This window comes from Acidovorax sp. GW835-FHT14G06, from assembly GCF_058793595.1.
This window is the reverse complement of the sequence record NZ_JBXAGA010000001.1, coordinates 483,565-506,972: the sequence shown is the minus strand read 5'-3', so window position 1 is coordinate 506,972 and position 23,408 is coordinate 483,565. Positions and strand designations below refer to the sequence as shown.

21 protein-coding genes and 1 tRNA gene are annotated in these 23,408 nt (G+C 63.7%); 17 read left to right on the top strand and 5 right to left on the bottom strand.

Annotated elements, in window-relative coordinates; translation table 11 throughout:
• Nucleotides 1-265 precede the first annotated feature (265 nt).
• Nucleotides 266-350 (bottom strand) — tRNA-Leu (locus tag AC1Q64_RS02230).
• Between the two features lie 19 nt (nucleotides 351-369).
• Here AC1Q64_RS02230 and rnr point away from each other — a divergent pair.
• Entirely contained in the window at nucleotides 370-2,703 is a 2,334-nt protein-coding gene (gene rnr / locus AC1Q64_RS02225; protein WP_492250286.1) for a ribonuclease R, read from the top strand.
• A gap of 93 nt (nucleotides 2,704-2,796) precedes the next feature.
• On the opposite strand, the gene AC1Q64_RS02220 is transcribed toward rnr, so the two are convergent.
• Nucleotides 2,797-3,795 (bottom strand): alpha/beta fold hydrolase, encoded by a 999-nt coding sequence (locus AC1Q64_RS02220; RefSeq protein WP_492250285.1) that lies wholly within the window; start codon nucleotides 3,793-3,795, stop codon nucleotides 2,797-2,799.
• Between the two features lie 130 nt (nucleotides 3,796-3,925).
• Between AC1Q64_RS02220 and AC1Q64_RS02215 the strand changes: the two genes are divergently transcribed.
• Nucleotides 3,926-4,666 carry a helix-turn-helix transcriptional regulator gene (locus AC1Q64_RS02215; protein WP_291433188.1) on the top strand — a complete coding sequence of 247 codons (741 nt, stop codon included), beginning with the start codon at nucleotides 3,926-3,928 and terminating at the stop codon, nucleotides 4,664-4,666.
• A gap of 3 nt (nucleotides 4,667-4,669) precedes the next feature.
• On the opposite strand, the gene AC1Q64_RS02210 is transcribed toward AC1Q64_RS02215, so the two are convergent.
• From AC1Q64_RS02210 to AC1Q64_RS02200, 3 genes are all read right to left on the bottom strand, one after another.
• Nucleotides 4,670-6,199: an NAD(P)H-hydrate dehydratase gene (locus AC1Q64_RS02210; RefSeq protein ID WP_492250284.1), complete on the bottom strand. Its 1,530-nt coding sequence runs from the start codon at nucleotides 6,197-6,199 to the stop codon at nucleotides 4,670-4,672.
• Nucleotides 6,200-6,284: 85 nt separating this feature from the next.
• Nucleotides 6,285-7,517 carry an FAD-dependent oxidoreductase gene (locus tag AC1Q64_RS02205; RefSeq protein ID WP_492250283.1) on the bottom strand — a complete coding sequence of 411 codons (1,233 nt, stop codon included), beginning with the start codon at nucleotides 7,515-7,517 and terminating at the stop codon, nucleotides 6,285-6,287.
• 52 nt (nucleotides 7,518-7,569) lie between these two features.
• Nucleotides 7,570-8,925, bottom strand: coding sequence for an amidase (locus AC1Q64_RS02200; protein ID WP_492250282.1), 1,356 nt, complete (start codon nucleotides 8,923-8,925; stop codon nucleotides 7,570-7,572).
• A gap of 187 nt (nucleotides 8,926-9,112) precedes the next feature.
• On the opposite strand from AC1Q64_RS02200, the gene rpsB reads away from it, so the two are divergent.
• The 15 genes from rpsB (at nucleotide 9,113) to rnhB (ending at nucleotide 23,407) form a co-directional block, all read left to right on the top strand.
• Complete coding sequence (gene rpsB / locus AC1Q64_RS02195) at nucleotides 9,113-9,865, top strand: 30S ribosomal protein S2 (protein ID WP_291433182.1); 753 nt, start codon at nucleotides 9,113-9,115, stop codon at nucleotides 9,863-9,865.
• 106 nt (nucleotides 9,866-9,971) lie between these two features.
• On the top strand, nucleotides 9,972-10,898 hold the full coding sequence (tsf, locus tag AC1Q64_RS02190; protein WP_015013552.1) for a translation elongation factor Ts: 927 nt from the start codon (nucleotides 9,972-9,974) through the stop codon (nucleotides 10,896-10,898).
• A gap of 56 nt (nucleotides 10,899-10,954) precedes the next feature.
• Nucleotides 10,955-11,677 carry a UMP kinase gene (pyrH, locus tag AC1Q64_RS02185; protein WP_008906712.1) on the top strand — a complete coding sequence of 241 codons (723 nt, stop codon included), beginning with the start codon at nucleotides 10,955-10,957 and terminating at the stop codon, nucleotides 11,675-11,677.
• A 49-nt stretch (nucleotides 11,678-11,726) separates the two neighbouring features.
• Nucleotides 11,727-12,287: a ribosome recycling factor gene (gene frr, locus AC1Q64_RS02180; protein WP_056067192.1), complete on the top strand. Its 561-nt coding sequence runs from the start codon at nucleotides 11,727-11,729 to the stop codon at nucleotides 12,285-12,287.
• Between the two features lie 23 nt (nucleotides 12,288-12,310).
• Nucleotides 12,311-13,042: a polyprenyl diphosphate synthase gene (uppS, locus tag AC1Q64_RS02175; protein ID WP_056067194.1), complete on the top strand. Its 732-nt coding sequence runs from the start codon at nucleotides 12,311-12,313 to the stop codon at nucleotides 13,040-13,042.
• Between the two features lie 27 nt (nucleotides 13,043-13,069).
• A complete protein-coding gene (locus AC1Q64_RS02170; protein WP_492250281.1) occupies nucleotides 13,070-13,924 on the top strand; it encodes a phosphatidate cytidylyltransferase in 855 nt (284 codons plus the stop codon).
• Entirely contained in the window at nucleotides 13,924-15,102 is a 1,179-nt protein-coding gene (gene ispC, locus AC1Q64_RS02165) for a 1-deoxy-D-xylulose-5-phosphate reductoisomerase (RefSeq protein WP_492250327.1), read from the top strand. Before AC1Q64_RS02170 ends, ispC begins: the two co-directional genes overlap by 1 nt.
• Nucleotides 15,103-15,131: 29 nt before the next feature.
• Entirely contained in the window at nucleotides 15,132-16,496 is a 1,365-nt protein-coding gene (gene rseP / locus AC1Q64_RS02160) for an RIP metalloprotease RseP (RefSeq protein WP_492250280.1), read from the top strand.
• 45 nt (nucleotides 16,497-16,541) lie between these two features.
• Nucleotides 16,542-18,839 carry an outer membrane protein assembly factor BamA gene (bamA, locus tag AC1Q64_RS02155; RefSeq protein WP_291433170.1) on the top strand — a complete coding sequence of 766 codons (2,298 nt, stop codon included), beginning with the start codon at nucleotides 16,542-16,544 and terminating at the stop codon, nucleotides 18,837-18,839.
• Nucleotides 18,839-19,360, top strand: coding sequence for an OmpH/Skp family outer membrane protein (locus tag AC1Q64_RS02150; protein WP_056067203.1), 522 nt, complete (start codon nucleotides 18,839-18,841; stop codon nucleotides 19,358-19,360). Before bamA ends, AC1Q64_RS02150 begins: the two co-directional genes overlap by 1 nt.
• A 24-nt stretch (nucleotides 19,361-19,384) precedes the next feature.
• Complete coding sequence (gene lpxD, locus AC1Q64_RS02145) at nucleotides 19,385-20,368, top strand: UDP-3-O-(3-hydroxymyristoyl)glucosamine N-acyltransferase (protein ID WP_291433166.1); 984 nt, start codon at nucleotides 19,385-19,387, stop codon at nucleotides 20,366-20,368.
• Between the two features lie 16 nt (nucleotides 20,369-20,384).
• Complete coding sequence (gene fabZ, locus AC1Q64_RS02140) at nucleotides 20,385-20,825, top strand: 3-hydroxyacyl-ACP dehydratase FabZ (RefSeq protein WP_291433164.1); 441 nt, start codon at nucleotides 20,385-20,387, stop codon at nucleotides 20,823-20,825.
• Nucleotides 20,826-20,846: 21 nt separating this feature from the next.
• Nucleotides 20,847-21,635 carry an acyl-ACP--UDP-N-acetylglucosamine O-acyltransferase gene (gene lpxA, locus AC1Q64_RS02135; RefSeq protein ID WP_291433162.1) on the top strand — a complete coding sequence of 263 codons (789 nt, stop codon included), beginning with the start codon at nucleotides 20,847-20,849 and terminating at the stop codon, nucleotides 21,633-21,635.
• Nucleotides 21,636-21,645: 10 nt separating this feature from the next.
• Nucleotides 21,646-22,809, top strand: coding sequence for a lipid-A-disaccharide synthase (gene lpxB / locus AC1Q64_RS02130; RefSeq protein WP_492250279.1), 1,164 nt, complete (start codon nucleotides 21,646-21,648; stop codon nucleotides 22,807-22,809).
• Nucleotides 22,775-23,407, top strand: a complete 633-nt coding sequence (rnhB, locus tag AC1Q64_RS02125; protein ID WP_291433158.1) for a ribonuclease HII — start codon at nucleotides 22,775-22,777, stop codon at nucleotides 23,405-23,407. Before lpxB ends, rnhB begins: the two co-directional genes overlap by 35 nt.
• Nucleotide 23,408: the final 1 nt, after the last annotated feature.

Sequence of the window (23,408 nt, the reverse complement as noted above, 5' to 3'; positions counted from 1 at the left end):
CAGGAGAGGACTCGAACCTCCACGATGTTACTCGCTAGTACCTGAAACTAGTGCGTCTACCAATTCCGCCACCTGGGCTTTCAGATCAGCCTCGAATTATAAGACAAGAAATTCGGGCTTTTGGAAAGTTATCAAAAAAATGTACGGCCTGTTTGAAGTTCTCGGGCCGCAGCAAAAGGATTCAAAGTGCATCAGCAAATAAAAAAGCCGCTGGGTGTACAGCGGCTTCGATATTTTGAAAACCATCGCTGGTTCTCGTTAAACTTGGTGCCCAGGAGAGGACTCGAACCTCCACGATGTTACTCGCTAGTACCTGAAACTAGTGCGTCTACCAATTCCGCCACCTGGGCATTTCAGGAAAGACTAAGATTGTATAACAAAAAATCCACCCCCGGCACGCAGCCAGCCACACATTTGTCGCAAGAGATCGAAGGCAGCGTGCAAGGGCACCGTGATGGACACGGTTTCGTCATCCGCGACGATGGCGAAGGCGACATCTATATCCCCCCGAACGAAATGCGCGCAGTCCTGCACAAGGACCGTGTGCGCGTGCGCATCGTGCGCCAGGACCGCCGTGGCCGCCCCGAGGGCCGCGTTGTGGAAATCATCGAGCGTCCACCCCAGCCCATCATCGGCCGGCTGCTGCAGGAAAGTGGTGTGTGGCTCGTGGCTCCCGAAGACAAGCGCTATGGCCAGGATGTATTGATCCCCAAGGGCGCCACGGGCGCCGCGAAGCCTGGGCAGGTCGTGGTGGTTGAGCTGACAGAACCTCCGGCCCTGTTCGGCCAGCCTGTGGGGCGCATCACCGAAGTGCTCGGTGAAGTGGACGACCCTGGCATGGAGATTGAGATCGCGGTGCGCAAGTACGGCGTGCCACACGAGTTCTCTGCCGAGTGTCTCGCCCAGGCCAAGGAGCTGCCCGACAAGGTGCGCGCGCAGGACAAGAAACGCCGCGTGGACCTGACCGATGTGCCATTGGTCACCATCGACGGCGAAGACGCGCGCGACTTCGACGATGCCGTGTACTGCGAGCCCGCCAAGGTCGGCCGCAGCAAGGGCTGGCGTCTGCTGGTGGCGATTGCCGACGTGAGCCACTATGTGGAAACGGGCAGCGCCATCGACATCGATGCCTACGACCGTGCCACCAGCGTGTACTTTCCGCGCCGCGTGATCCCCATGCTGCCCGAGAAGCTCAGCAACGGGCTCTGCTCGCTCAACCCCGAGGTGGAGCGCCTGTGCATGGTCTGCGACATGCTGGTCACCGCCAAGGGCGAGGTGCATGCGTACCAGTTCTACCCGGCCGTGATGTTCAGTCACGCGCGTTTCACGTACACCGAAGTGGCGGCCATTTTGGCCAACACGCGCGGCCCCGAGGCCAGCAAGCGCAAGGACCGCGTGAAGGACCTGCTCAACCTGCATGACGTGTACCGCGCGCTTATCATTGCACGCCAGCAACGCGGCGCCGTGGACTTCGAGACCACCGAGACGCAGATCGTCTGCGACGAAAACGGCCGCATCGAAAAGATCGTGCCACGCACCCGCAACGATGCGCACAAGCTCATCGAGGAGGCCATGCTGGCGGCCAACGTGTGCAGCGCCGACTTCATTGCACAGGGTGGCCAGCCTGGCCTGTTCCGCGTGCACGAAGGCCCCACGCCCGAGAAGCAGGAGATCCTGCGCAACTACCTCAAGGCCATGGCCGTGGGCATGACGATTGGCGACGACCCCAAGCCGGGCGACTTCCAGGCGATTGCTACGGCGACCAAGGATCGGCCCGACGCACAGCAGATCCACACCATGCTGCTGCGCTCCATGCAGCAGGCCATCTACACGCCCATCAACAGCGGCCACTTCGGCCTGGCGTTCGATGCCTACACCCATTTCACCAGCCCCATTCGTCGGTATCCCGACTTGCTGGTGCACCGGGTCATCAAGGCCATTCTCAACAAGACGCAGTACAAGCTGCCATCCCTGCCCACGCCGGGTGAGGCGCATGCCAAGCTGGCCAAACGTCTGGCTGCGCGCGTGGCCGCACCTGGCACCAAGCCACGCAAGGATGTGAAACCGCCCAGCCGCGACACCCAGGCCTGGGAGGCTGCTGGACTGCACTGCAGCGCCAACGAGCGCCGTGCCGACGAGGCCAGCCGCGATGTGGAAGCCTGGCTCAAGTGCAAGTACATGCGCGAGCACCTGGGCGAGGAATACAGTGGCGTGGTCAGTGCTGCGACGAGCTTCGGCATCTTCGTGACGCTGGACGCGATGTACGTCGAGGGGCTGGTGCACATCACCGAATTGGGCGGCGAATACTTCAAGTTCGACGAGGCGCGCCAGGAACTGCGCGGCGAGCGCACAGGTATCCGCTACGCCATCGGCGCGCGGGTGCGGGTGCAGGTGAGCCGTGTGGATCTGGACGGGCGCAAGATCGACTTCCGCCTGGTGCGCGAAGGCGAGGAGCTGCTGGGCCGCGCGCTCAAGGACAAGGGTGTGGGCACCGAGGGGGCTGGTGGTGGTGCCCGCAAGGCGGGTGGTCGGTCCGGCGGACGCAAGGCCGACAAGGCCGCAGGTCCATCCGCCACCGAGCAGGCGGGCCTGACCCGCGAGCGGGCCGCGCGTTCGCCGATCCAGTCGCTTAAAGCATCGGTCAAGAAGGCGGTGGCGGGTAAGTCCAGCAAAGGCAAAGCGCGCAAGCCGCGCCGCGGCTGAGGTCGTCGAGCTGGTGGACCAAGGCCCTCCAGCTCGTCTCATAATTGCTATTTAATTGATAGCTGCAAGCGCATATAGAGCATGCGCTTGCGGCTATTTTTTATTGAAGTGTGCATGATTGACGGCTTGAGGGGCGCTCGATTGCTCCAGAAAGCGCGCATACCGTTGTGCCGTGTCGGCGGGGGCTTCCATCATGGGCAGGTGCCCGATGCCCGGCAGCGCGGCGATGTGTGCCTGCGGAAGCAGCTTCTGCACGGTTTGAAGGCCACTTCGGTCGAACACGCGGTCGCTGTCGCCCCATAGGACCAGGGTGGGGTGCTGCTGCAGGTGCCCCAGGTGTTGTTCCAGCAGATAGCGGTCTTTCAGCTGCGCGTCCCACAGGCGGGTGTTGGATGCAGCGTTGCGCAGCGCGTCCTGCTCGGAGGCATGCAGGATGGGGTAGGGCAGGAAGGGGCGCTTTTCAAACACCAACTCCATCATTGCTTTGAAGGCGGTGGCGTCGTGGGCTACCAGCGGGCGTTGTCCGGTGTCGATGAGGCGGTCCATGGTGCTGGGCTGGGGCGAGCGAATGCCGTGGGGTGCGCCGATGAACGCCACGCTGGCCACGCGCTCGGGATGCTGCAAAGCAAAGAGAGCGGCGATGGTGCCGCCCATCGAGTTGCCCGCCAGATGCACTTTCGCAAGGCCGAGCGCGTCCAGAAACGCGGCCAGCCGCGTGACGTGGGCGCCGTAGTCGTAGGCCTGGTCCGCCCGCCGCGTGCTCTCGCCAAAGCCCGGTATATCTGGGGCAATCACCCGGTACTGGTCGGTGAGCGGTCGCGCAAAATCCACCCAATGGTCTTTCTCCGCAAAAATGCCGTGCAGCAGAACGATGGGTGTGCCACTGCCGTGGACCAGTGCGGGGTTTGGGGGCGTGCCGTTGTCCAGGTAGTGGATGGTGTGCATGGCCGCATCGGCGGTTTTTTCGTCCAGGCCGGACAGATGGCGATTAGCGCTGAGCAGGGGCTCTTTGAACAGCGAAGGTGCCCCGTAGTAGAGGCCGACCGTGCCCAGTACCAGAGCCGTTGCGACAGAAATAGCGATGCGTTTCAAGAGGCGTTCTCCAAGGGTATGGCTGCGTGCATGCCAAGGACTGCTGCTTCAAGCGTCAACATACGCTCGGCCCCTGGCGGGAGAGGCAAGGCTACGGAGAACGCGGTAAAAAAACTTGTAGGTTTGGGCTATGCCAGCACGCAACACACTGACCCTGGGCACTGACCGGGCGCTCTACATCGGAGAGATCCCTGCAACGGGCTGGCACTGCCATGCGTCGCCGGTGCTGTTGATGGGGCTCTCGGGCCGGTTCGCGGTGCACTGGGGGGCAGGGCGTGTGCAGACCTGCCACAGCGCGCTGGTGGATGCGGGCGTGGAGCACCTGTTCGACCCCTGTGGCGAGGCGGTCGCCCTGGTGTACCTGGAGCCCGATTCGCGCGAAGCACGCGGGTTGCGCGGTCTGTTCCAGCAAGAGGGTGGCGTGGTGCTGGATGTTGCAGTCCCTGTGGGTGCGCGCAGTGCCATGGAGGGCTATCTGCATCACTTCGATCTGCCTGCCTTGCTGCGCTGCCCGTTCGATAGCGAGGTCGCGCCGCTGGACCAGCGCGTGGTGCGCAGTCTGCATGCGCTGCGCAATCCGCACGCGGGGCGTGTGGCACGGGGTGAGCTGGCCTCGGGCGTCCAGCTTTCAGCGTCGCGATTCAACCACCTGTTCCGCGCCGAGATGGGGGTGAGCTTGCGTACCTATCGGGTCTGGTCCCAGGTGCGGCTGGCCATGGCGGGGCTGGCCGTCAGCCCGCGTCTGACCGATGCGGCCTTGCACGGCGAGTTCTCTGATTCGGCCCATTTCAGCCGGATATTTCGGCAGACCTTTGGCATGACACCGTCGAGCGTGCTCAAGCCGCTCAGGCAGGTCACGCTGCTGCAGTAGCGCTCAGCCGCCGACGCGCCGCGCCAGCGTGCTGGCCGTCAATGCCTGCTGGCCCACAGGCCAATGATCAGCTGCCTGGCCATGCTGGTACACCGCTTCACTCGCAGCGCGCAAGGCGCTGGCGCCCGCAGCAAGGTGGGCGCCCACCATGCCGGCCAGTACATCACCCGTCCCTGCCGTAGCCAGCCGTGCGTTGCCGGTGGGGTTGATGGCTGGAACGCGGTCGGGCGCCGCAATCACGGTGCCCGAACCCTTGAGCAAGGCCACGCAGTTGAACTGGTCCGCCAACTGCTGCGCGGCGCACAGCCGGTTGGCCTGGACTTCGGCCGTGGTCAGGCCGAGCAGGCGGGCGGCTTCCAGCGGATGGGGGGTCAGCACGGTGGGTTGCCCGTGCTGTCCGCGTGCCACCACCAGCGCGTGCAGTGCGGCCCGGGTTGCTATGGTGTTGAGCGCGTCGGCATCCAGCACCAGGCGGGCCGCGCGGGTGATGACCTCTGGCAGCACGCGTGCGATGGCCTGCCCGCCGCCACATCCGCAGACCACGGTGAGCTGCTCCAGCGCCAGTGCGTCAAAGCTGCGTAGCATCAGCTCTGGCTGCTGTGGATCCAGTTGCAGATGCCCCTTATCTAGCAGGGCCACCAGCACCCGGCCCGCGCCGCTGTGCAGGGCGGCCGATGCCGCCAGCAGTGCTGCGCCCGCCATGCCCATGCCACGCTCGGTCAGCCCCTCGCCGCCCACCACGGCCACGTCGCCATAACTGCCTTTGTGGCTGGCATGGGCGCGGGGGACGGGCAGGGCGGGGCCAGAGAGCCAGGCATTGGGCGGCTCATGCCCGGGGTCTACACCCAGGTCGTCCAGCCACACCTGGCCTGCGGCATCCCGTCCGGCGGCAGTGAACAGGCCGGGCTTGAGGGTGAGCAGGCTCAGCGTGTGGCGTGCCGGGGGAGCGTGAGGGTGCAGGTGGGGTGGCGTATGGGGCGCAAGGCCTGTAGCAAACTGGCCGGTGTCAGCGTCCAGCCCGCTGGGCAGGTCCACAGACAGCAGTGGGGCTGGGCTGCTGTGCAGGGCTTGCAGGCAGGCCTGGAGCCGGGCATCGGGCGCGCGTGCAAGGCTGTTGGGTGAAGACGAGACACCAATGCCCAGCAGCGCATCAATGCACAGGTCGCTTGCACCCAGGTCGTCGGGCGCGGTATCAGCCCAGACCACGCCAGCGTCCTGTGCGCGCTGCCACGAGGCCCTGGCATCGGCCGGGGCCGTATCGGGCTGCCCCAGCCAGGTCACGACGACTCTGCGGCCACCGCGCTGCAGGTGCTTGGCAGCTTCCAGCCCGTCACCCCCGTTGTTGCCGGGGCCGCAGGCAATCCACACGGTGCGTGCGTGGGGTGCCAGCGCCTGGGCCAGTTGCGCGACGGCCAGGCCGGCGCGCTGCATGAGCGTGTGCGGGGGCAGGGCGGCTGCCGCCGCTTTTTCCAGGCGGCGCGTGGCGGCCGTGTTGAACAGGGGATAAGGCTGGTGGGCGGTGATGCGGTGCATGGGCTGCAGGTGGCAGGGGCTGCTGCCAGCGGCAGCGCGCCTGCCATTGTGCGCCGACGCCCCGTGGGGGCAAAGCGCGGAAGGTTCAGAACCGCCGCATGCCCAGCCCGTCCAGCGACACCTCGGGTTCCCGCTGCGCGATCAGGTCGGCCAGCGCCCGCGCGCTACCGCAGGCCAGGGCCCAGCCGCCAGCGCCATGGCTGGTGTTGAGCCACAGGCCCGGCACGCCGCTGGCGCCCACCACCGGGGCGCCATCGGGCAGCATGGTGCGGGCGCCACGCCAGATCTGCAGGTTGGATGAAAGCTGCGCGCCCCCGGGGAACCAGTCGTTCAGCGTACGGTACAGGCGCTGCAGTGTGGGGGTGTGGTGCTCGGCATCGGCCCCGGCCAGTTCAGCGCCACCGGCAATGCGCACGCGCTGGCCCAGGCGGGTGATGGAGATTTGCTGGCCCGCATCCACCACGCTGGCGCGGGGGGCGTGGGTGGATTCGCGCAGTGGGGCGCTCACGGAGTAGCCGTAGACAGCCGCCATGGGCAGCCCCAGGCCCAGTGCGGGCAGCAGCGTGGCCGATGCCATGCCGGCGCACAGCACCACGGAATCAAAGCGGCGCAGGTCCGTTTCGCCCTGCAGCGCCACGCCCGTGGGGCTGGTGCCGACGCGGTCTACGCGGGTGTTGAACACAAACTGCACCCCCGCACCCTGGATGCCCTGGCGCAGCAACTGTGCAAACAGACGGCAGTTGCCCGCGCGCGCATCGGGCAGGTGGATCGCGCCCGCCAACGGGGCTTCGGGCGAGAGGCCGGGCTCGATCTGGCGCGCCACATCGGCGTCGATCTCACGCAGGGCCACGCCGCTGTCGCGCAGCACTTGCAGCGCGGGTTGCAGGCGGGTGCGGTCTTCTTCGGTGCGCAGCAGCACCAGGCGGCCGTCGCTGGCTTCAAAGTCCAGCTCATGCTGGTTCGCAATGGCCTGCAGTCGAGCTTGGCTGTATTGCGCCAGGCGTTCGACAGCGGTGGCCGGGGCGCTGTGGCTGCGCGCCATGCTGCGCCAGCGCCGCAGCCAGGCCCAGTTGGCGCGGGTCAGGCCGCCAGCCAACCGCAGGGTGGCCTGTGTCCCCATCAGTCGCAGCGGCTGGCCGAAGCCCGGCAGCGCCCAGGGGCTGAGCAGGTGGGGCGCCAGCAGCCCGGCGGTGGCAAAGCTGGCCTCTTCGGCGGCCGCACTGCGTTGTTCAAACACCGTGACTTCGTGGCCGTCGCTGGCCAGTTCGTACGCGGTGGTGACGCCGACAATGCCGGCGCCCACGATGGCAATCTTCATGAATTTGGGTGTTTTTGGCTTGTAGCGCTAGTGAATCATGCGCTGGTAGCTATTATTTTTGTAGTGTTTGCTCGATCTGCAGACTGATGTTGAGCACCGTGTCATCCCTGAGCGCCCCGTGCCAGACCATCAGCCCGACCGGGAGTTCCCCTTGCACGTGGCAGGGCAGTGACAGCGCACAGCCGTCCAGCAGATTGACCACGCTGGTGTTGCGCAGCAGCAGGTTGTTCACGCGGAAGAACTCGGCATCGCGGGCGGCGTCCTTCGCCTTGTCCGCGCCATTTGCAGGGGCAACATCGGCCAGCAGTGGCGCCAGGATGGGCACGGTGGGGGACAGCAGGGCGTCGTACGGCTCCATGTCCGCGAGCATGCGGGCGATCCATTGCTGGCGTGCCTGCAGCAGGTCGATGTATTCCCAGGCCATCAGCGTGGCGCCTTTTTCTATGCGCATGCGCACCCTGGGGTCGTAGCGGTCGCCTGCGCGCTGCAGCAGCTCGCGGTGCCAGGCGTAGGCTTCGGGGGCGGCAAAGCCGTAGGCCGGCTGCTCCAGCACAGCGGGCAGGGCGATGGTGTCGATCTGGGCACCCGCCTGGCGCAAGGCTTCCACGCTGCGCTCAAAGGCGCGCGCCACGGGGGCGTCCAGCCCGTCGAGGAAGAGGGTGGACGGTACCGCCAGCCGGTACTGGGACAGCGGCGCCAGGCTGCGTGTCACGCGCCGGGCGGCCAGCACCTCGTGCGCCACGATGGCGTCGCGCACGGTGCGCGTCATGGCGCAGGCGGTGTCCAGGGTGGTGGACAGCGGCACGGCGCCGGCGGTAGGCACCAGCCGGGCCGTGTTCTTGAAGCCCACAATGCCGTTGAGCGCTGCAGGAATGCGGATGGAGCCGCCGGTGTCCGATCCCAGCCCGATGAAAGCCGCGCCGGTGGCCACCGATACCCCGGCGCCGGACGAAGACCCGCCGGGCACCCGGGGCGCGCCGGGCAGGGCGCCAAAGCGGGCATCCCAGGCAGCGGGGGTGCCGTAGTGGGGGTTGATGCCCACGCCCGAGAACGCAAACTCCACCATGTTGGTGCGGCCGATCAGGCAGGCACCTGCTGCGCGCAGTCGGGCCACGGCCGGGCAGTCTTGTGTGGCTGCGGGAGCCTCCGAAAGCGCGGTGGAGCCCGCTGGGGTGGCTTGTCCGGCCATGTCAAACAAGTCCTTCACCGACACGGCCAGCCCGGCCAGGGGCAACTGGGCCACACCCGGCTGCACCGCCGTGGTGCGTGCCTCGTCAAACAGCGTGCGCAAAAAGCTGTGGGTGTTGGATGCGGCCTGGGCGGCGTCGATGCAGCGCTCCAGCTCGGCGGGCGCGGTGGTGGCGCCGTCCCGCAGTTGCTCACGGGTGGCGATCAGGTCAGGGAGCATGGGTGTGCTAGAATCTTTGGGTTTTGCTGGGAGCAGTAGCGCAGTGGTGCAAGGTTTGCACAACCGGCGTGGCCGCTGTGGCAAGACCAATCGCAAAGCAGCCCTGTCAAGGTGTTGCGGTGTTCGTGAGGATCACGGCACTGCAAATATTGGGGCTGATTTTAGACCTAACCTTTGGAGTATTTTTATGTCCGTTACCATGCGCGAAATGCTGGAAGCTGGTGTCCACTTCGGTCACCAAACCCGCTTCTGGAACCCCAAGATGGCCCCCTACATCTTCGGCCATCGCAACAAGATTCACATCATCAACCTGGAAAAGTCGCTGCCACTGTTCCAGGAAGCCCAAAAGTTCGCCAAGCAGCTGGCTGCCAACCGCGGCACGATCCTGATGGTCGGCACGAAGCGCCAAGCCCGTGAAATCCTGTCTACCGAAGCTCTGCGCGCTGGCGTGCCCTTCGTGGACCAGCGCTGGCTGGGCGGCATGCTGACGAACTTCAAGACCGTGAAGACTTCGATCAAGCGCCTCAAGGACATGAAGGCTCAGCAAGAAGCTGGCCTCGAGAACCTGAGCAAGAAAGAGCAACTGACGTTCTCCCGCGAAATCGAAAAGCTCGAAAAGGACATCGGCGGCATCCAGGACATGGCTGCTCTGCCCGACGCCATCTTCATCATCGACGTGGGTTTCCACAAGATCGCCGTGGCCGAAGCCAAGAAGCTGGGCATCCCGCTGATCGGTGTGGTTGATACCAACCACTCGCCCGAAGGCATTGACTACGTGATCCCTGGTAACGACGACTCGGCCAAGGCCGTGACGCTGTACGCCCGTGGCATCGCTGACGCGATCATCGAAGGCCGTGCCAACGCCGTGAATGAAGTCGTGAAGGCTGCAACCGCCGAGAGCACCGACGAATTCGTGGAAGTGCAAGAAGCCGCTGCCTGATAGCCCGGCTGCGCGATCCGTCGCGAACAAAAGCGGGGCCCCTGGTGAGCCCCCTTTTTTTTAGCCCGAATCTGAACTGACTGAACTGAATACTGAAGGAATAAAGATGGCTGCAATTACCGCAAGCATGGTGGCTGAACTGCGTGGCAAGACCGACGCCCCCATGATGGAATGCAAGAAGGCGCTGACCGAAGCCGATGGCGACATGGCCAAGGCGGAAGAGCTGCTGCGCGTCAAGCTGGGCACTAAGGCTGGCAAGGCCGCATCGCGCGTGACTGCTGAAGGCGTGGTCGCCAGCTACATCGACGGCACCACGGGTGCTCTGGTCGAAGTCAACAGCGAAACCGACTTCGTTTCCAAGAACGACAGCTTCATTGCCATGGCCAACGCCGCTGCCAAACTGGTGGCACTGCACAACCCCGCCACGGTGGAAGCCTTGGGTGCACTGCCCTACGAGCAAGACAGCTTCGGTCCCACGCTGGAAGATGTGCGCAAGGGCCTGATCGGCAAGATCGGCGAAAACATGTCGTTCCGCCGCTTCAAGCGCTTCAGCGGCTCCAACCTGGCAGCCTACCTGCACGGCTCGCGCATCGGTGTGGTCGTCGAGTTCGACGGTGACGCCACCGCCGCCAAGGACGTTGCCATGCACGTGGCCGCCATGAAGCCCGTGGCCCTGACCAGCGCTGACGTGCCTGCCGACCTGATCGCCAAGGAGCGCTCGGTCGCCGAAGGCAAGGCTGACGAAGCCAACAAGGAACTCGTGGCTGCCGGCAAGCCTGCACAAAGCGCTGAAATCACGGCCAAGCGCATCGACGGCGCGGTGCAGAAGTACCTCAAGGAAGTCTCGCTGGCCGACCAGGTCTTCGTGAAGGCTGCCGACGGCAAGCAAACCGTGGCCCAGATGCTCAAGGCTGCCAACACCAACGTGAAGGGCTTCACCCTGTACGTGGTGGGCGAAGGCATTGAGAAGAAGGTGGACGACTTTGCTGCCGAAGTGGCTGCCCAGGTGGCTGCTGCCAAGGCTGCTGCCTGATCTTTCCCTGTAACCACCCCACCAAAGCCTCGTACCACTTACTGGAGAAATTTCCCATGTCCAACGCTGCACCAGCCCATAAGCGCATTTTGCTCAAGCTGTCTGGTGAGGCGCTGATGGGGGATGACGCCTTCGGTATCAACCGCGCCACTATCGTGCGCATGGTCGAGGAGATCGCCGAAGTGACCCGCCTGGGTGTCCAGGTGGCCGTGGTGATCGGTGGGGGCAATATTTTCCGTGGTGTCGCCGGGGGCTCGGTCGGGATGGACCGTGCCACCGCCGACTACATGGGCATGCTGGCCACCGTGATGAACGCCCTGGCCCTGGCCGACGCCATGGACAAGCAGGGCCTGGTGGCCCGCGTGATGTCCGCCATTGCCATCGAGCAGGTGGTCGAGCCCTATGTGCGCCCCAAGGCGCTGCAGTATCTTGAAGAGGGCAAGGTCGTGGTCTTCGCGGCCGGTACGGGCAACCCGTTTTTCACCACCGACACAGCAGCTGCCTTGCGTGGCGCGGAAATTGGCGCCGAATTGGTGCTTAAGGCTACCAAGGTGGACGGCGTTTATACTGCCGACCCCCAGAAGGATCCCACGGCGACGCGCTACACCAAGCTCAGCTTTGACGAGGCCATGTCCCGCAATCTGGGCATCATGGACGCGACTGCCTTCGCCCTGTGCCGTGACCAGAAGCTGCCCGTGAAGGTGTTCTCCATCATCAAACACGGCGCCTTGAAGCGCGTGGTGATGGGCGAAGACGAAGGTACGCTGGTTTACGCTTGATCACGATGGAAAGGCCTGCATTGCATGCAGGTCGGCCCGAGGAGAAAACATGACGATTGCCGACATCAAGAAGACTGCTGAAACCAAGATGGACCAGTCCATCACCGCGTTCAAGAACAACCTGCAGAAGATCCGCACCGGTCGTGCCAATCCGGCCCTGCTCGATACGGTGCAGGTTGAGTATTACGGCTCCCTGGTTCCACTGAGCCAGGTGGCCAACGTGGCGTTGATCGATTCGCGCACCATCAGCGTGCAGCCCTGGGAAAAGGGCATGGGCGCCAAGATTGAAAAGGCCATCCGCGAAAGCGACCTGGGCTTGAACCCGGCTTCCATGGGCGACCTGATCCGCGTGCCCATGCCCCCCATGAGCGAAGAGCGCCGCAAGGAAATGACGAAGCTCGCGCGCAACGAGGGCGAGAGCGCCAAGATCGCCGTGCGCAACCTGCGCCGCGATGCCAACGAATCCGTCAAAAAACTGGTCAAGGACAAGCTGGCGTCCGAAGACGACCAGAAGCGCGCCGAAACGGAAGTGCAAAAATTCACCGACAAGCACATCGCCGAGATCGACGCGCTGGTGGCCGCCAAAGAGCAGGAAATCATGGCGGTTTGAGCCCCCAGGGCTTGAACATTCCCATGTCTGTATCTCCGGTGGTGCCACACCACATTGCCATCGTCATGGATGGCAACGGCCGCTGGGCTACGCGTCGCTTTCTGCCGCGTCTGGCCGGCCACAAGCAAGGGGTTGACTCACTTCGCCGCTGCGCACGCGCTTGCGTGCAGCGCGGCGTTGGTGTGCTCACTGTTTTTGCGTTTTCTTCCGAAAACTGGAACCGCCCCGCCGACGAGGTCTCCGGCCTCATGGAGCTGCTGGCGATGGCGCTGGCGCGCGAGGTGCCCCAGCTCAAGAAAGACGGCGTGCGTCTTCATTTTGTGGGCGAACGTGGCAGCCTTTCGCCCAAGGTGCGAGACGGCCTGGGTCAGGCAGAAGCCGCCACGGCGGACAACACCCGCCTGGTGCTCAACGTGTGCTTCAACTACGGAGGCCGCTGGGACATCGCGCAGGCGGCTGCATCGCTGGCTGCCCGTGGCGAGCCCATCACCGAGGCCAGTCTGCACAATGCGATGGGATTGGCCCACGTGCCCGACCCCGATCTCGTGATCCGCACCGGGGGAGAAATGCGGATCAGCAACTTTTTGCTCTGGCAATCGGCATACTCCGAGTTCTTCTTCAGCGACCGGCTGTGGCCCGATTTCGATGAGTCCGCCCTGGACGAGGCCATCGACGCCTTCAGCCGCCGCGAGCGCCGTTTTGGCAAAACCTCTGAACAGATTCTGTCCGCGCATCCTGATCCGATGCCGGGTTGAGAACCTGAACAGGTTCTGAAAGCCCCCATGCTTCAACAGCGCGTCATCACAGCCCTTGTTCTGCTGGCCATCTTGTTGCCCGCGCTTTTCTACGCCAACACCATACCGTTCACGCTGGTCGTGTTGGTTCTGATGGCTGCCGGGGCTTGGGAATGGGGTCGTCTGAGCGGCTTCGGCCAAGCAGGTTCCGTGGCGGTGGGTGTTGCCTGTGTGGCCTTGTGCGCCGGGTCGTGGGCGCTGGGCTGGGTCGATCGCCCGTTGACTGCGCTGTGGGTGGTGGGCGGCGGGCTGTGGGTCTTGGCTGCTGCCTGGCTGCTCAAGGCCGGGGTGCCCGGCTGGCCCCGCATACCGGCCGGTTTGCGCCTGGTTGCTGGGGTGTTGGCCTTGTGGTTGGCATGGCTGGCCGTGGTGCAGGCGCGCAACGTGGGCATCAACTTTTTGCTGTCGGTGCTGCTGCTTGTGTGGGTGGCGGACATCTTTGCCTACTTTGCGGGCCGTGCGTTGGGACTGCGGTTTACCAAAGGCAAGCTCGCACCCTCGATCAGCCCCGGCAAGAGTTGGGAGGGTGTGTGGGGTGGCCTGGCAGGGGTGATGGTGATGGCCTTTGTCTGGGCGGCTGCCGATGCCCACTGGCAGGCGGCAGTGCCCAGTTTCTACACCCGCATGGCACAACAGGGCTGGTGGATGCTGGTGATTGCGGCGTTGTTCATGGTCGCCATGAGCGTGTCGGGTGACCTGGTGGAGTCGCTCATCAAGCGCAGCGCTGGTGTCAAGGACAGCAGTGGCCTGCTGCCCGGACACGGCGGCGTGCTGGACCGCGTGGATGCCTTGCTGCCCACACTGCCCCTGGCCATGATGCTCACGAGCCTGACGACCCCATGATGAAACAACGACTCACCGTTCTCGGCTCCACCGGCTCCATTGGGACCAGCACGCTGGATGTGGTGGCACGCCACCCCGAGCGCTTCGAGGTGTTTGCCCTCAGCGCTGCGACGCAAGTGGACCTGCTGCTGGAGCAATGCGCGCAGTTTCGCCCTCGCTACGCAGTGATGGCCAGCGCATCCCATGCGGCGCTGCTGGCGGAAAAATTGCAGGCTAACAGCCTCCCGACGCAAGTGATACAAGCGCAAGATGCTCTTGAAATCATAGCGGCCCATGATGAGGTTGACGCCGTAATGGCTGCTATCGTGGGGGCCGCCGGTCTGGCTCCGTGTCTGGCTGCGGCGCGCGCAGGCAAACGATTGCTGTTGGCCAACAAGGAAGCACTGGTCGTGGGTGGTGGGCTGTTCATGCAGACCGTACGCGACGGTGGTGCCACACTGCTACCCATCGACAGCGAACACTCTGCGATCTTCCAGTGCTTGCCAGAAGACCCTGCCACCTGGACTGACCGGGTGGACAGCATCCTGCTCACTGCCTCGGGCGGCCCGTTCCGTCAGCGGGATCCGTCCACGTTGGCGCAAATCACCCCTGACCAGGCCTGCGCACACCCCAACTTCTCGATGGGACGCAAGATTTCAGTGGATTCGGCCACGATGATGAACAAGGCCCTGGAGGTCATCGAGGCGCGCTGGCTATTTGATCTGCACCCGGACCAGATCAAGGTGGTCATCCACCCGCAGCAGATCATCCATTCGATGGTTCAGTTCAGGGACGCCTCCATCCTGGCGCAGCTGGGTACCCCCGACATGCGAGTGCCCATTGCCTGTGGCCTGGCCTGGCCCGAGCGCATCACCAGCGGTGCCAGCAAACTGGATTTCTCCACCCTGAGCGCCCTGGCGTTCGAGGACGCGGACGCCATTCGTTTTCCGGGTTTGCACCTGTCCTGGCAGGCCCTGAAGGCGGCGGAGGGAACCACGGCGGTGCTGAATGCTGCCAATGAGGTGGCTGTGGGCGCTTTTTTGTCCGGTCGGCTGCGTTTTGACCATATTCATGCGGTCAACCTTGCAACTTTGGACGCAGTTTCGCCCTCCAAGCCCGATTCGCTCGCCGCATTGTTGGATCTGGACACCCAGGCTCGCCATGCGGCAGAACATGTGGCGGGCCGTCTGGCTGCCTGACTGTCGTCCAACTCAGGAACCATCCTTCCATGCTGCTCACTATCGCTGCCTTCATCGTGGCCCTCGGTCTTCTGATCGCGGTGCACGAATACGGGCACTACCGCGTGGCGGTGGCCTGTGGGGTCAAGGTATTGAGGTTCTCCGTGGGTTTTGGCAAGCCATTGCTGCGCTGGCAGCCCCAGGGCTCTCCCACGGAGTTTGTGCTGGGAGCCTTCCCATTGGGGGGCTATGTGCGCATGCTGGACGAGCGCGAGGCACCCGTGCCTGCACAAGAGCGTCATCTGGCCTTCAACACCCAACCCCTGCGCTCGCGTGCCGCCATCGTCGCTGCTGGGCCCATTGCCAATCTGTTGCTCGCAGTGCTGCTGTATTCGGTCGTGAACTGGAATGGCGTTGAAGAGCCCCGGGCCATTCTTGCGAGTCCTGCGGCGGGCTCGGTCGCACACAGTGCCGGTTTGCGTGGTGGCGAACTGGTGGAGCGCGCCGCATTGGGCGCCGAAGAACTGGAGCCGGTTCGCTCGTTTGAAGACCTGCGCTGGCTGCTAACCCGGGGTGCGCTGGAGGGGCTGAACGTACGTCTCGATGTGCAGTCCGCCCATGGCGTGGGCCACCGCGAGGTCGTGCTCGACATGTCCCGGATCGACAGCCGCGAGGCTGATGCCCAGCTGTTTCGCAAGGTTGGCATCCTCGGCCCCTGGACCCGTCCCGTGCTGGGCGAGGTCATGACACAAAGTGCGGCCGAGCGTTCTGGTCTGCGCCAAGGTGATGTGGTGCTCAAGGTGGGGCAGATCGATGTGGTGGACGGGCAGCAACTGCGCGAGTTGATCCGGCAGTCGGTGCGCGGTAACGAACCATTGGCGCAGCCATGGCGCATTGAGCGCGGTGGCCAGGTGATCACGCTGGATGTGTTGCCCGACGCCGTGACTGAGCCCGGCAATACGGTGGGGCGCATTGGCGCTTATGTGGGGGCCACGCCGGAGTTTGTCACGGTGGACTACGGGCTAGTCGATGGCCTGTGGGGCGGCATGGTGAAGACCTGGGATGTGTCGCTGCTGACCCTGCGCATGATGGGCCGTATGGTGATCGGCGAGGCGTCGCTCAAGAACCTGAGTGGCCCCTTGACCATTGCCGACTATGCAGGCCGCTCCGCCAGCATGGGGCTGACTCAGTACCTTATCTTTCTCGCCCTCATCAGTGTGAGCCTGGGAGTGCTGAACCTGCTTCCGCTGCCTGTCTTGGACGGTGGGCACCTGATGTATTATCTTTGGGAGGGTGTCACGGGCAGGGGTGTGTCGGACGCATGGATGGAGCGACTGCAGCGTGGAGGCGTTGCGATCCTGCTGGTCATGATGTCCATAGCCCTGTTCAACGATATCACCCGGCTCTTTGGCTAACACTTTTGCTGCGCTTGCCCTGCAACTGCGGCTCCTGCTTCATTCATGAAAAAACACATCAATCGCCTGGGCGTGCGTACCGCATCGGCCGTTGCAGCCATGATTTTTGCCGCCAATGCGGCATGGGCTCTGGAGCCATTCAAGGTGCAGGACATTCGCGTGGAAGGCTTGCAGCGTGTGGAGCCCGGTACCGTGTTTGCGTCCATGCCCCTGCGGGTGGGTGACGACTACAACGACGAAAAAGGTGCAGCTGCGATCCGTGCCCTGTTCGGCCTGGGGCTTTTCAAGGACGTGCGCCTGGAAGCCAGTGGCAACGTGCTGGTGGTGGTGGTGGAAGAGCGCCCCACGGTGGCTGATGTGGACTTTGCTGGTGCCCGGGAGTTCGACAAGGATGCCCTCAAAAAAGCCATGCGCGAGGTGGGTCTGACGGAAGGGCGCCCTTACGACAAGGCGCTCACCGACCGTGCCGAGCAGGAGCTCAAGCGTCAGTACATCAACAAGAGCCTGTATGGCGCCGAGGTGGTGACCACGGTGACGCCCATTGAGCGCAATCGCGTGAACCTGACTTTCACGGTGACCGAAGGTGAGCCTGCGCGCATCAAGGAAGTGCGCATCGTGGGCAACAAGGCGTTCAACGAATCGACGCTCAAGGGTCTGTTCGACCAGGATACGGGGGGCTGGCTGAGCTGGTACACCAAGTCCGATCGCTATTCGCGCACCAAGCTCAATGCCGACCTTGAAACCCTGCGCTCGTATTACCTGCAGCGCGGCTACCTGGAGTTCCGTGTGGATTCCACGCAGGTCGCCATCTCTCCGGACAAGCAGGACATTTCCATCACCGTCAATGTGACTGAAGGCGAGCGGTATGTGGTGTCGGGCGTGAAGCTCGAGGGCAACTATCTGGACCGCGACGACGAGTTCAAGTCGCTGGTGACCATCCGCCCCGGTGAGCCCTACAACGCTGACCAGGTGACTGAAACCACCAAGGCGTTTTCCGAATACTTCGCCCGTTTTGGATTTGCATTTGCCCGCGTGGAGGCCGTGCCCGAAATTGACCGCGAGAACAACCGTGTCAATTTCGTGCTGCAGGCCGAACCAGCGCGCCGCGCCTACGTGCGCCGTATCAACGTGAGCGGCAACAACCGCACGCGCGACGAAGTCATTCGCCGAGAGTTCCGCCAGTACGAGGCCTCCTGGTATGACGGCGACAAGATCCGTCTGTCCCGCGACCGCGTGGATCGTCTGGGCTTCTTCACAGAAGTGAACGTGGAGACACAGGAAGTGCCAGGTTCGCCCGACCAGGTCGATCTGGTGATCAACGTGGCAGAAAAGCCCACCGGTTCGTTGCAACTGGGCGTGGGTTTTTCAAGCGCTGAGAAGGCGTCGCTCTCCTTTGGCATCAAGCAGGAGAACATCTTTGGCTCAGGCAACTACCTGGGCATCGACGTCAACACCAGCAAGTACCGGCGCACCCTGGTATTCAGCACGACCAATCCGTATTTCACGCCCGAAGGCATCTCGCGCACGCTCGATGTGTACTACCGCACCGACAAGCCTTATGAGGACCAGGGCGGTAACTACCAACTGGTCACCACGGGGACCTCCGTGCGCTTTGGGGTGCCTTTCAGCGAGACCGACACGGTGTTCTTTGGCGGCGGGTTGGAGCAAACCCGCATCAAGCCCGGGACGAACATTCCGGCCACTTACCTGTTCTATGCCGACAAGTTCGGCTACAGCAGCACGTCGATTCCCTTGACGGTGGGCTGGTCCCGTGACGACCGGGACAGCGCTCTGGCACCCAATTCCGGTCGTTACCAGCGCCTCAATTCCGAATGGTCCGTGGCGGGCGATGCGCGCTATGTGCGGGCCAATTACCAGTATCAGCAATACATCCCCCTCAACAAGCGCTTCACCATTGCATTCAATGGCGAGGCGGGCTATGGCAAGGGATTGAACGGCCGTCCATTCCCTGTGTTCAAGAACTTCTACTCCGGTGGCCTTGGTTCGGTGCGTGGTTTCGACCAGGGTACCCTGGGCCCGCGTGATGTGACCGGGGCATCGTTGGGCGGTCCCAAGAAGATCACGCTGAACACCGAGTTGATTGCTCCGTTCCCGGGCGCTGGCAATGACCGGACCCTGCGGATCTTCACGTTCCTGGACGTGGGGAATGTGTACGGCGAGAACGACAAAGTTACCTTCAGTGACATGCGTGCCTCCGTGGGCCTGGGTCTGAGCTGGATTTCGCCGCTCGGCCCCTTGCGTTTGGCATTTGCGCAGCCAGTGCGCAAGTTTGCCGGCGATAGAATCCAGAAACTGCAATTCCAGATTGGAACGTCTTTCTAATGAAATCCTTTTCTCGCCATCTCTCCGTGGCCTTGCTGCTTGGCACCGTTGCCATCGCAGCCCCTGCACAAGCGCAAGAGTTCAAAGCCGGTTTCGTCAACACTGATCGCATCTTCCGTGAAGCCACCACAGCCAAGGCTGCGCAGGCCAAGCTGGAGCAGGAGTTCTCCCGTCGTGAGAAGGAGCTGGTGGATCTGGGCAATACCCTGAAGACTGCCAGCGACAAGTTTGAGCGTGAAGCACCCACCATGGCGGAGAGCCAGCGCACCGCGCGCCAGCGCCAGCTGGTGGATCAGGACCGTGACTTCCAGCGCAAGCGCCGTGAATTCCAGGAAGACCTCAGTGCTCGCAAGAACGAAGAGCTGTCGCAAGTGCTGGAACGTGCCAACAAGGTGGTCAAGCAGGTTGCCGAGGCCGAGAAGTACGATGTGATCTTGCAAGAGGCCGTCTACATCAACCCCAAGCACGACATCACCGACAAGGTGATCAAGGCCCTGAATGCCGCTGCTGCTGCCAAGTAAGCCGCTGCGCAGGACAGGTGGCGCGTGAGCAGCTTGCTTCTCGGGCACATTGTTGATGCGCTCGGTGGTTCGCTGGAAGGAGGGGGGCGGGAAACCGCCATCGCCCGCATTGCGCCACTGGAGGTCGCGGGCCCAGGAGACCTCAGTTTCCTGAGCAACCCCCGCTACCAACAGCAACTGGCCGCCTCCCGGGCGGCCTGTGTCATTGTGGCGCCTACCATGCGCGACGCCGCACTGGCGCGTGGTGCCTGCATTGTGGTTGACAACCCCTACGTGTACTTCGCCCGGGCCACCCAGTTGTGGCGGCAGCGCAATGCGCCCGCGCGGCCATCCGGCGTGCATCCCAGTGCAGTGGTTGATCCCTCGGCACAGGTGCACCCTTCGGCCACCATTGGTCCGTTGTGCGTGGTCGAGCGGGGTGCCACGGTGGGCGCCGATACCGTGCTCAAGTCGCGTGTCACCGTGGGTGAGGGCTGTCATATCGGCGCGCGTTGCATCGTGCATCCGGGCGTGGTGATTGGGGCCGACGGTTTCGGTTTTGCGCCGGAAAACGGGCAGTGGGTCAAGATCGAGCAACTGGGTGCCGTGCGCATTGGAGATGACGTCGAGATTGGCGCCAACACCTGCATCGACCGGGGTGCGCTGCAGGACACGGTGGTCGAAGATGGCGTGAAGCTCGACAACCTGATCCAGATTGGCCACAACGTGCGGATCGGCAAACACTCGGCCATGGCTGGGTGCGTGGGTGTGGCGGGCAGTGCCACCATCGGGGCGCATTGCACTGTGGGCGGCGGGGCCATCGTGTTGGGGCATCTGGAGCTGGCCGATAACGTGCATATTTCGGCCGCCACGGTGGTGACGCGCTCGCTGACCCGGCCCGGCCAGTACACCGGCATGTTCCCCATCGACGACAATGCGCGCTGGGAAAAAAACGCTGCCACACTCAAACAATTGCACAGCCTGCGCGAGCGTATCAAGGCGCTGGAGCAGGCCCTCAAGGCAGCATGAACGGAAGAACAACTCGATGATGGATATTCACGCAATTCTCAAACAACTGCCCCACCGTTACCCGTTTTTGCTGGTGGACAAGGTGATCGAGTTGGAGAGCAACACCCGCATAAAGGCCATCAAGAACGTTACGTTCAACGAGCCCTATTTCATGGGGCATTTCCCTGGCCGTCCGGTGATGCCGGGTGTGTTGATCCTGGAAGCACTGGCCCAGGCTGCAGGCTTGCTGGCGTTCGATGCCATGGGCAAGGTGCCCGATGAGAACAACATCTACTACTTTGTCGGCATTGACGGCGCGCGCTTCAAGCGCCCTGTGGAGCCCGGCGATCAGTTGATCCTGACCATCACCATCGACCGCGTGCGCGGTGGCATCTGGAAGTTCAAGGGCGTGGCCAGCGTGGGCGAAGAGGTGGCCTGCGAGGCCGAGCTCATGTGCACCATGCGCAGCGTGGGTTGATCGGTTCAGGCCTGTTGGATCGTGAGTAATATCCACCCTACTGCCATCGTTGCGGACGGTGCCCGCCTGGACCCCACGGTCACAGTGGGGCCATATTCAGTCATCGGCGAACACGTGTCCATTGGTGCGGGGACCACGGTCGGTGCGCATTGCGTAATTGACGGGCGCACCACGATTGGTGCTGACAACCGCATCTTCCAGTTCAACTCCATCGGCGCGATCCCGCAAGACAAGAAGTACGCAGGCGAGCCGACCGAGCTGGTCATCGGTGACCGCAACACCATCCGCGAGTTCTGCACGCTGAACCTGGGTGTGCCCCAGGCCGGTGGTATCACCTCCGTGGGCCATGACAACTGGATCATGGCGTACACCCATATCGCCCATGATTGCCATGTGGGCAACCACACCACGCTGGCCAACAACACCACGCTGGCAGGCCATGTGCATCTGGGCGATTGGGTGACGGTGGGAGGGCTCACTGGGATCCACCAGTTCGTCAAGGTTGGTGCTCATGCCATGGTGGGCTTTGCCAGCGCTGTGTCGCAGGATGTGCCACCCTTCATGTTGGTGGATGGAAATCCGCTGGCCGTGCGTGGCTACAACGTGGTAGGGCTGCGCCGCCGTGGCTTCTCGGTCGAACGCATTGCCGCAGTCAAGCAGATGCACAAGCTGATTTACCGCCAGGGCCTCACGCTGGAGGCCGCACGCGCCGCCATTGCAGAGTTGGCACAGTCCGCACCGCAGGCCAGCGAGGATGCCGCGATGATGGAGCGGTTCCTGGCCGACGCAACGCGCGGCATAGCGCGCTGAGGGCTCGGTAATGGCCGCTTCCCCCCGCGTCGCCATGGTGGCGGGCGAGACGTCGGGCGACCTGCTCGCAGGCTTGCTCATCGATGGCATGCAAGCGCATTGGCCTGGGCTCCAGTCCCGCGGCATTGGCGGGCCGCAGATGGCACGCCGTGGCTTTACTGCCTGGTGGCCCAGCGACAAGCTGGCGGTGCACGGCTACAGCATGGAAGTGCTGCGCCGGCTGCGCGAGTTGCTGGGCATCCGCAAGCAGCTGCGTGAGCGTCTGCTCAAAGACCGCCCTGATGTGTTCATTGGTGTGGATGCGCCCGATTTCAACCTGGGCCTGGAGGCCGATTTGCGCGCCGCTGGCATCAAGACTGTGCACTTCGTTTGCCCCTCGATCTGGGCGTGGCGCGCCGACCGTGTCGAAAAAATCCGCCGCAGTGCAGACCATGTGTTGTGCATCTTCCCGTTTGAGCCGGAGCTGCTCGCTCAGCACGGCATTGCTGCCACCTATGTGGGGCACCCGCTGGCAGGCGTGATTCCCATGGTGCCGGACCGCGCTGCCGCCCGGGCGCAACTCGGTCTGCAGGACTCTGATGAGGTGCTGGCCATTCTGCCGGGAAGCCGGTCCTCCGAGATCCAGTACATCGCGCAGCCATTCTTTGAGGCTGCAGCGCTAGTGCTGAAAGCGCGGCCAGCTATCAAATTGATAGTGCCTGCGGTGCCCGCACTGCGCGACCGCATCGAACAAGTGGCGCGCTCGTGTGGGTTGGGGGGGGCCTTGCAAATCACTACGGGGCAGTCGCACACCGTGCTCGCGGCGTGTGATGCCACCTTGATCGCCAGCGGCACCGCGACGCTGGAGGCTGCGCTCTTCAAGCGGCCCATGGTTATCGGCTACCACATGCACCCGCTCAGCTGGTGGCTCATGCGCCGCAAGCAGTTGCAACCCTGGGTAGGCCTGCCCAATATTTTGTGCCGTGAGTTCGTGGTGCCTGAGCTGATCCAGGATGCCGCCACGCCGCAGGCGCTGTGTGAAGCCACGCTGCGTTGGCTGGATGCGCGGCGCCAACAACCGCTGAAAATTACGGCGCTGGAGCAGCGCTTTACGGCCCTGCACGAAAGCCTGCTGCGCAACACTCCCCAACTGGCTGCCGATGCGATCCAGAAGATCCTCGCCCCCGCTGCCTGAGCAGGCCTGCCTGCCCTGGCATCCCCCCGGCCTGGTGGCCGGGGTGGACGAGGCCGGCCGTGGCCCCTTGGCCGGGCCAGTGGTGGCCGCCGCCGTGATCCTGGACGACCTGCACCCTATTGCAGGCCTGGCCGACTCCAAGAAACTCACGGCCGCTCGGCGCGAGAAGCTCTACGACGAGATCCGCGCCAAGGCCCTGTGCTGCAGCATTGCCGAGGCCAGCGTGGAAGAAATCGACCAGCTCAACATCCTGCAGGCCACGCTGCTGGCCATGCGCCGTGCCGTCATGGGGCTGCGGCTCAAACCAGCCATGGTGCTGGTGGACGGCAACCGGCTGCCCGTGCTGGACGTTCCGGCGGAGGCCATCGTTAAGGGCGATGCGTTGGTGCCTGCCATCTCGGCGGCCTCCATCCTCGCCAAGGTGCATCGCGACCGCTGGTGCGCGCAGGTGCATGACGAGTTTCCGCAGTACGGCTTTGCCGGCCACAAGGGGTACGGTACGGCCGTGCACATGGCAGCCTTGCGCGAGCACGGTGCCTGCATTTACCACCGGCGCTCGTTTGCGCCTGTGGCCCAGAACCTGCGCACCGGCTCCTGAC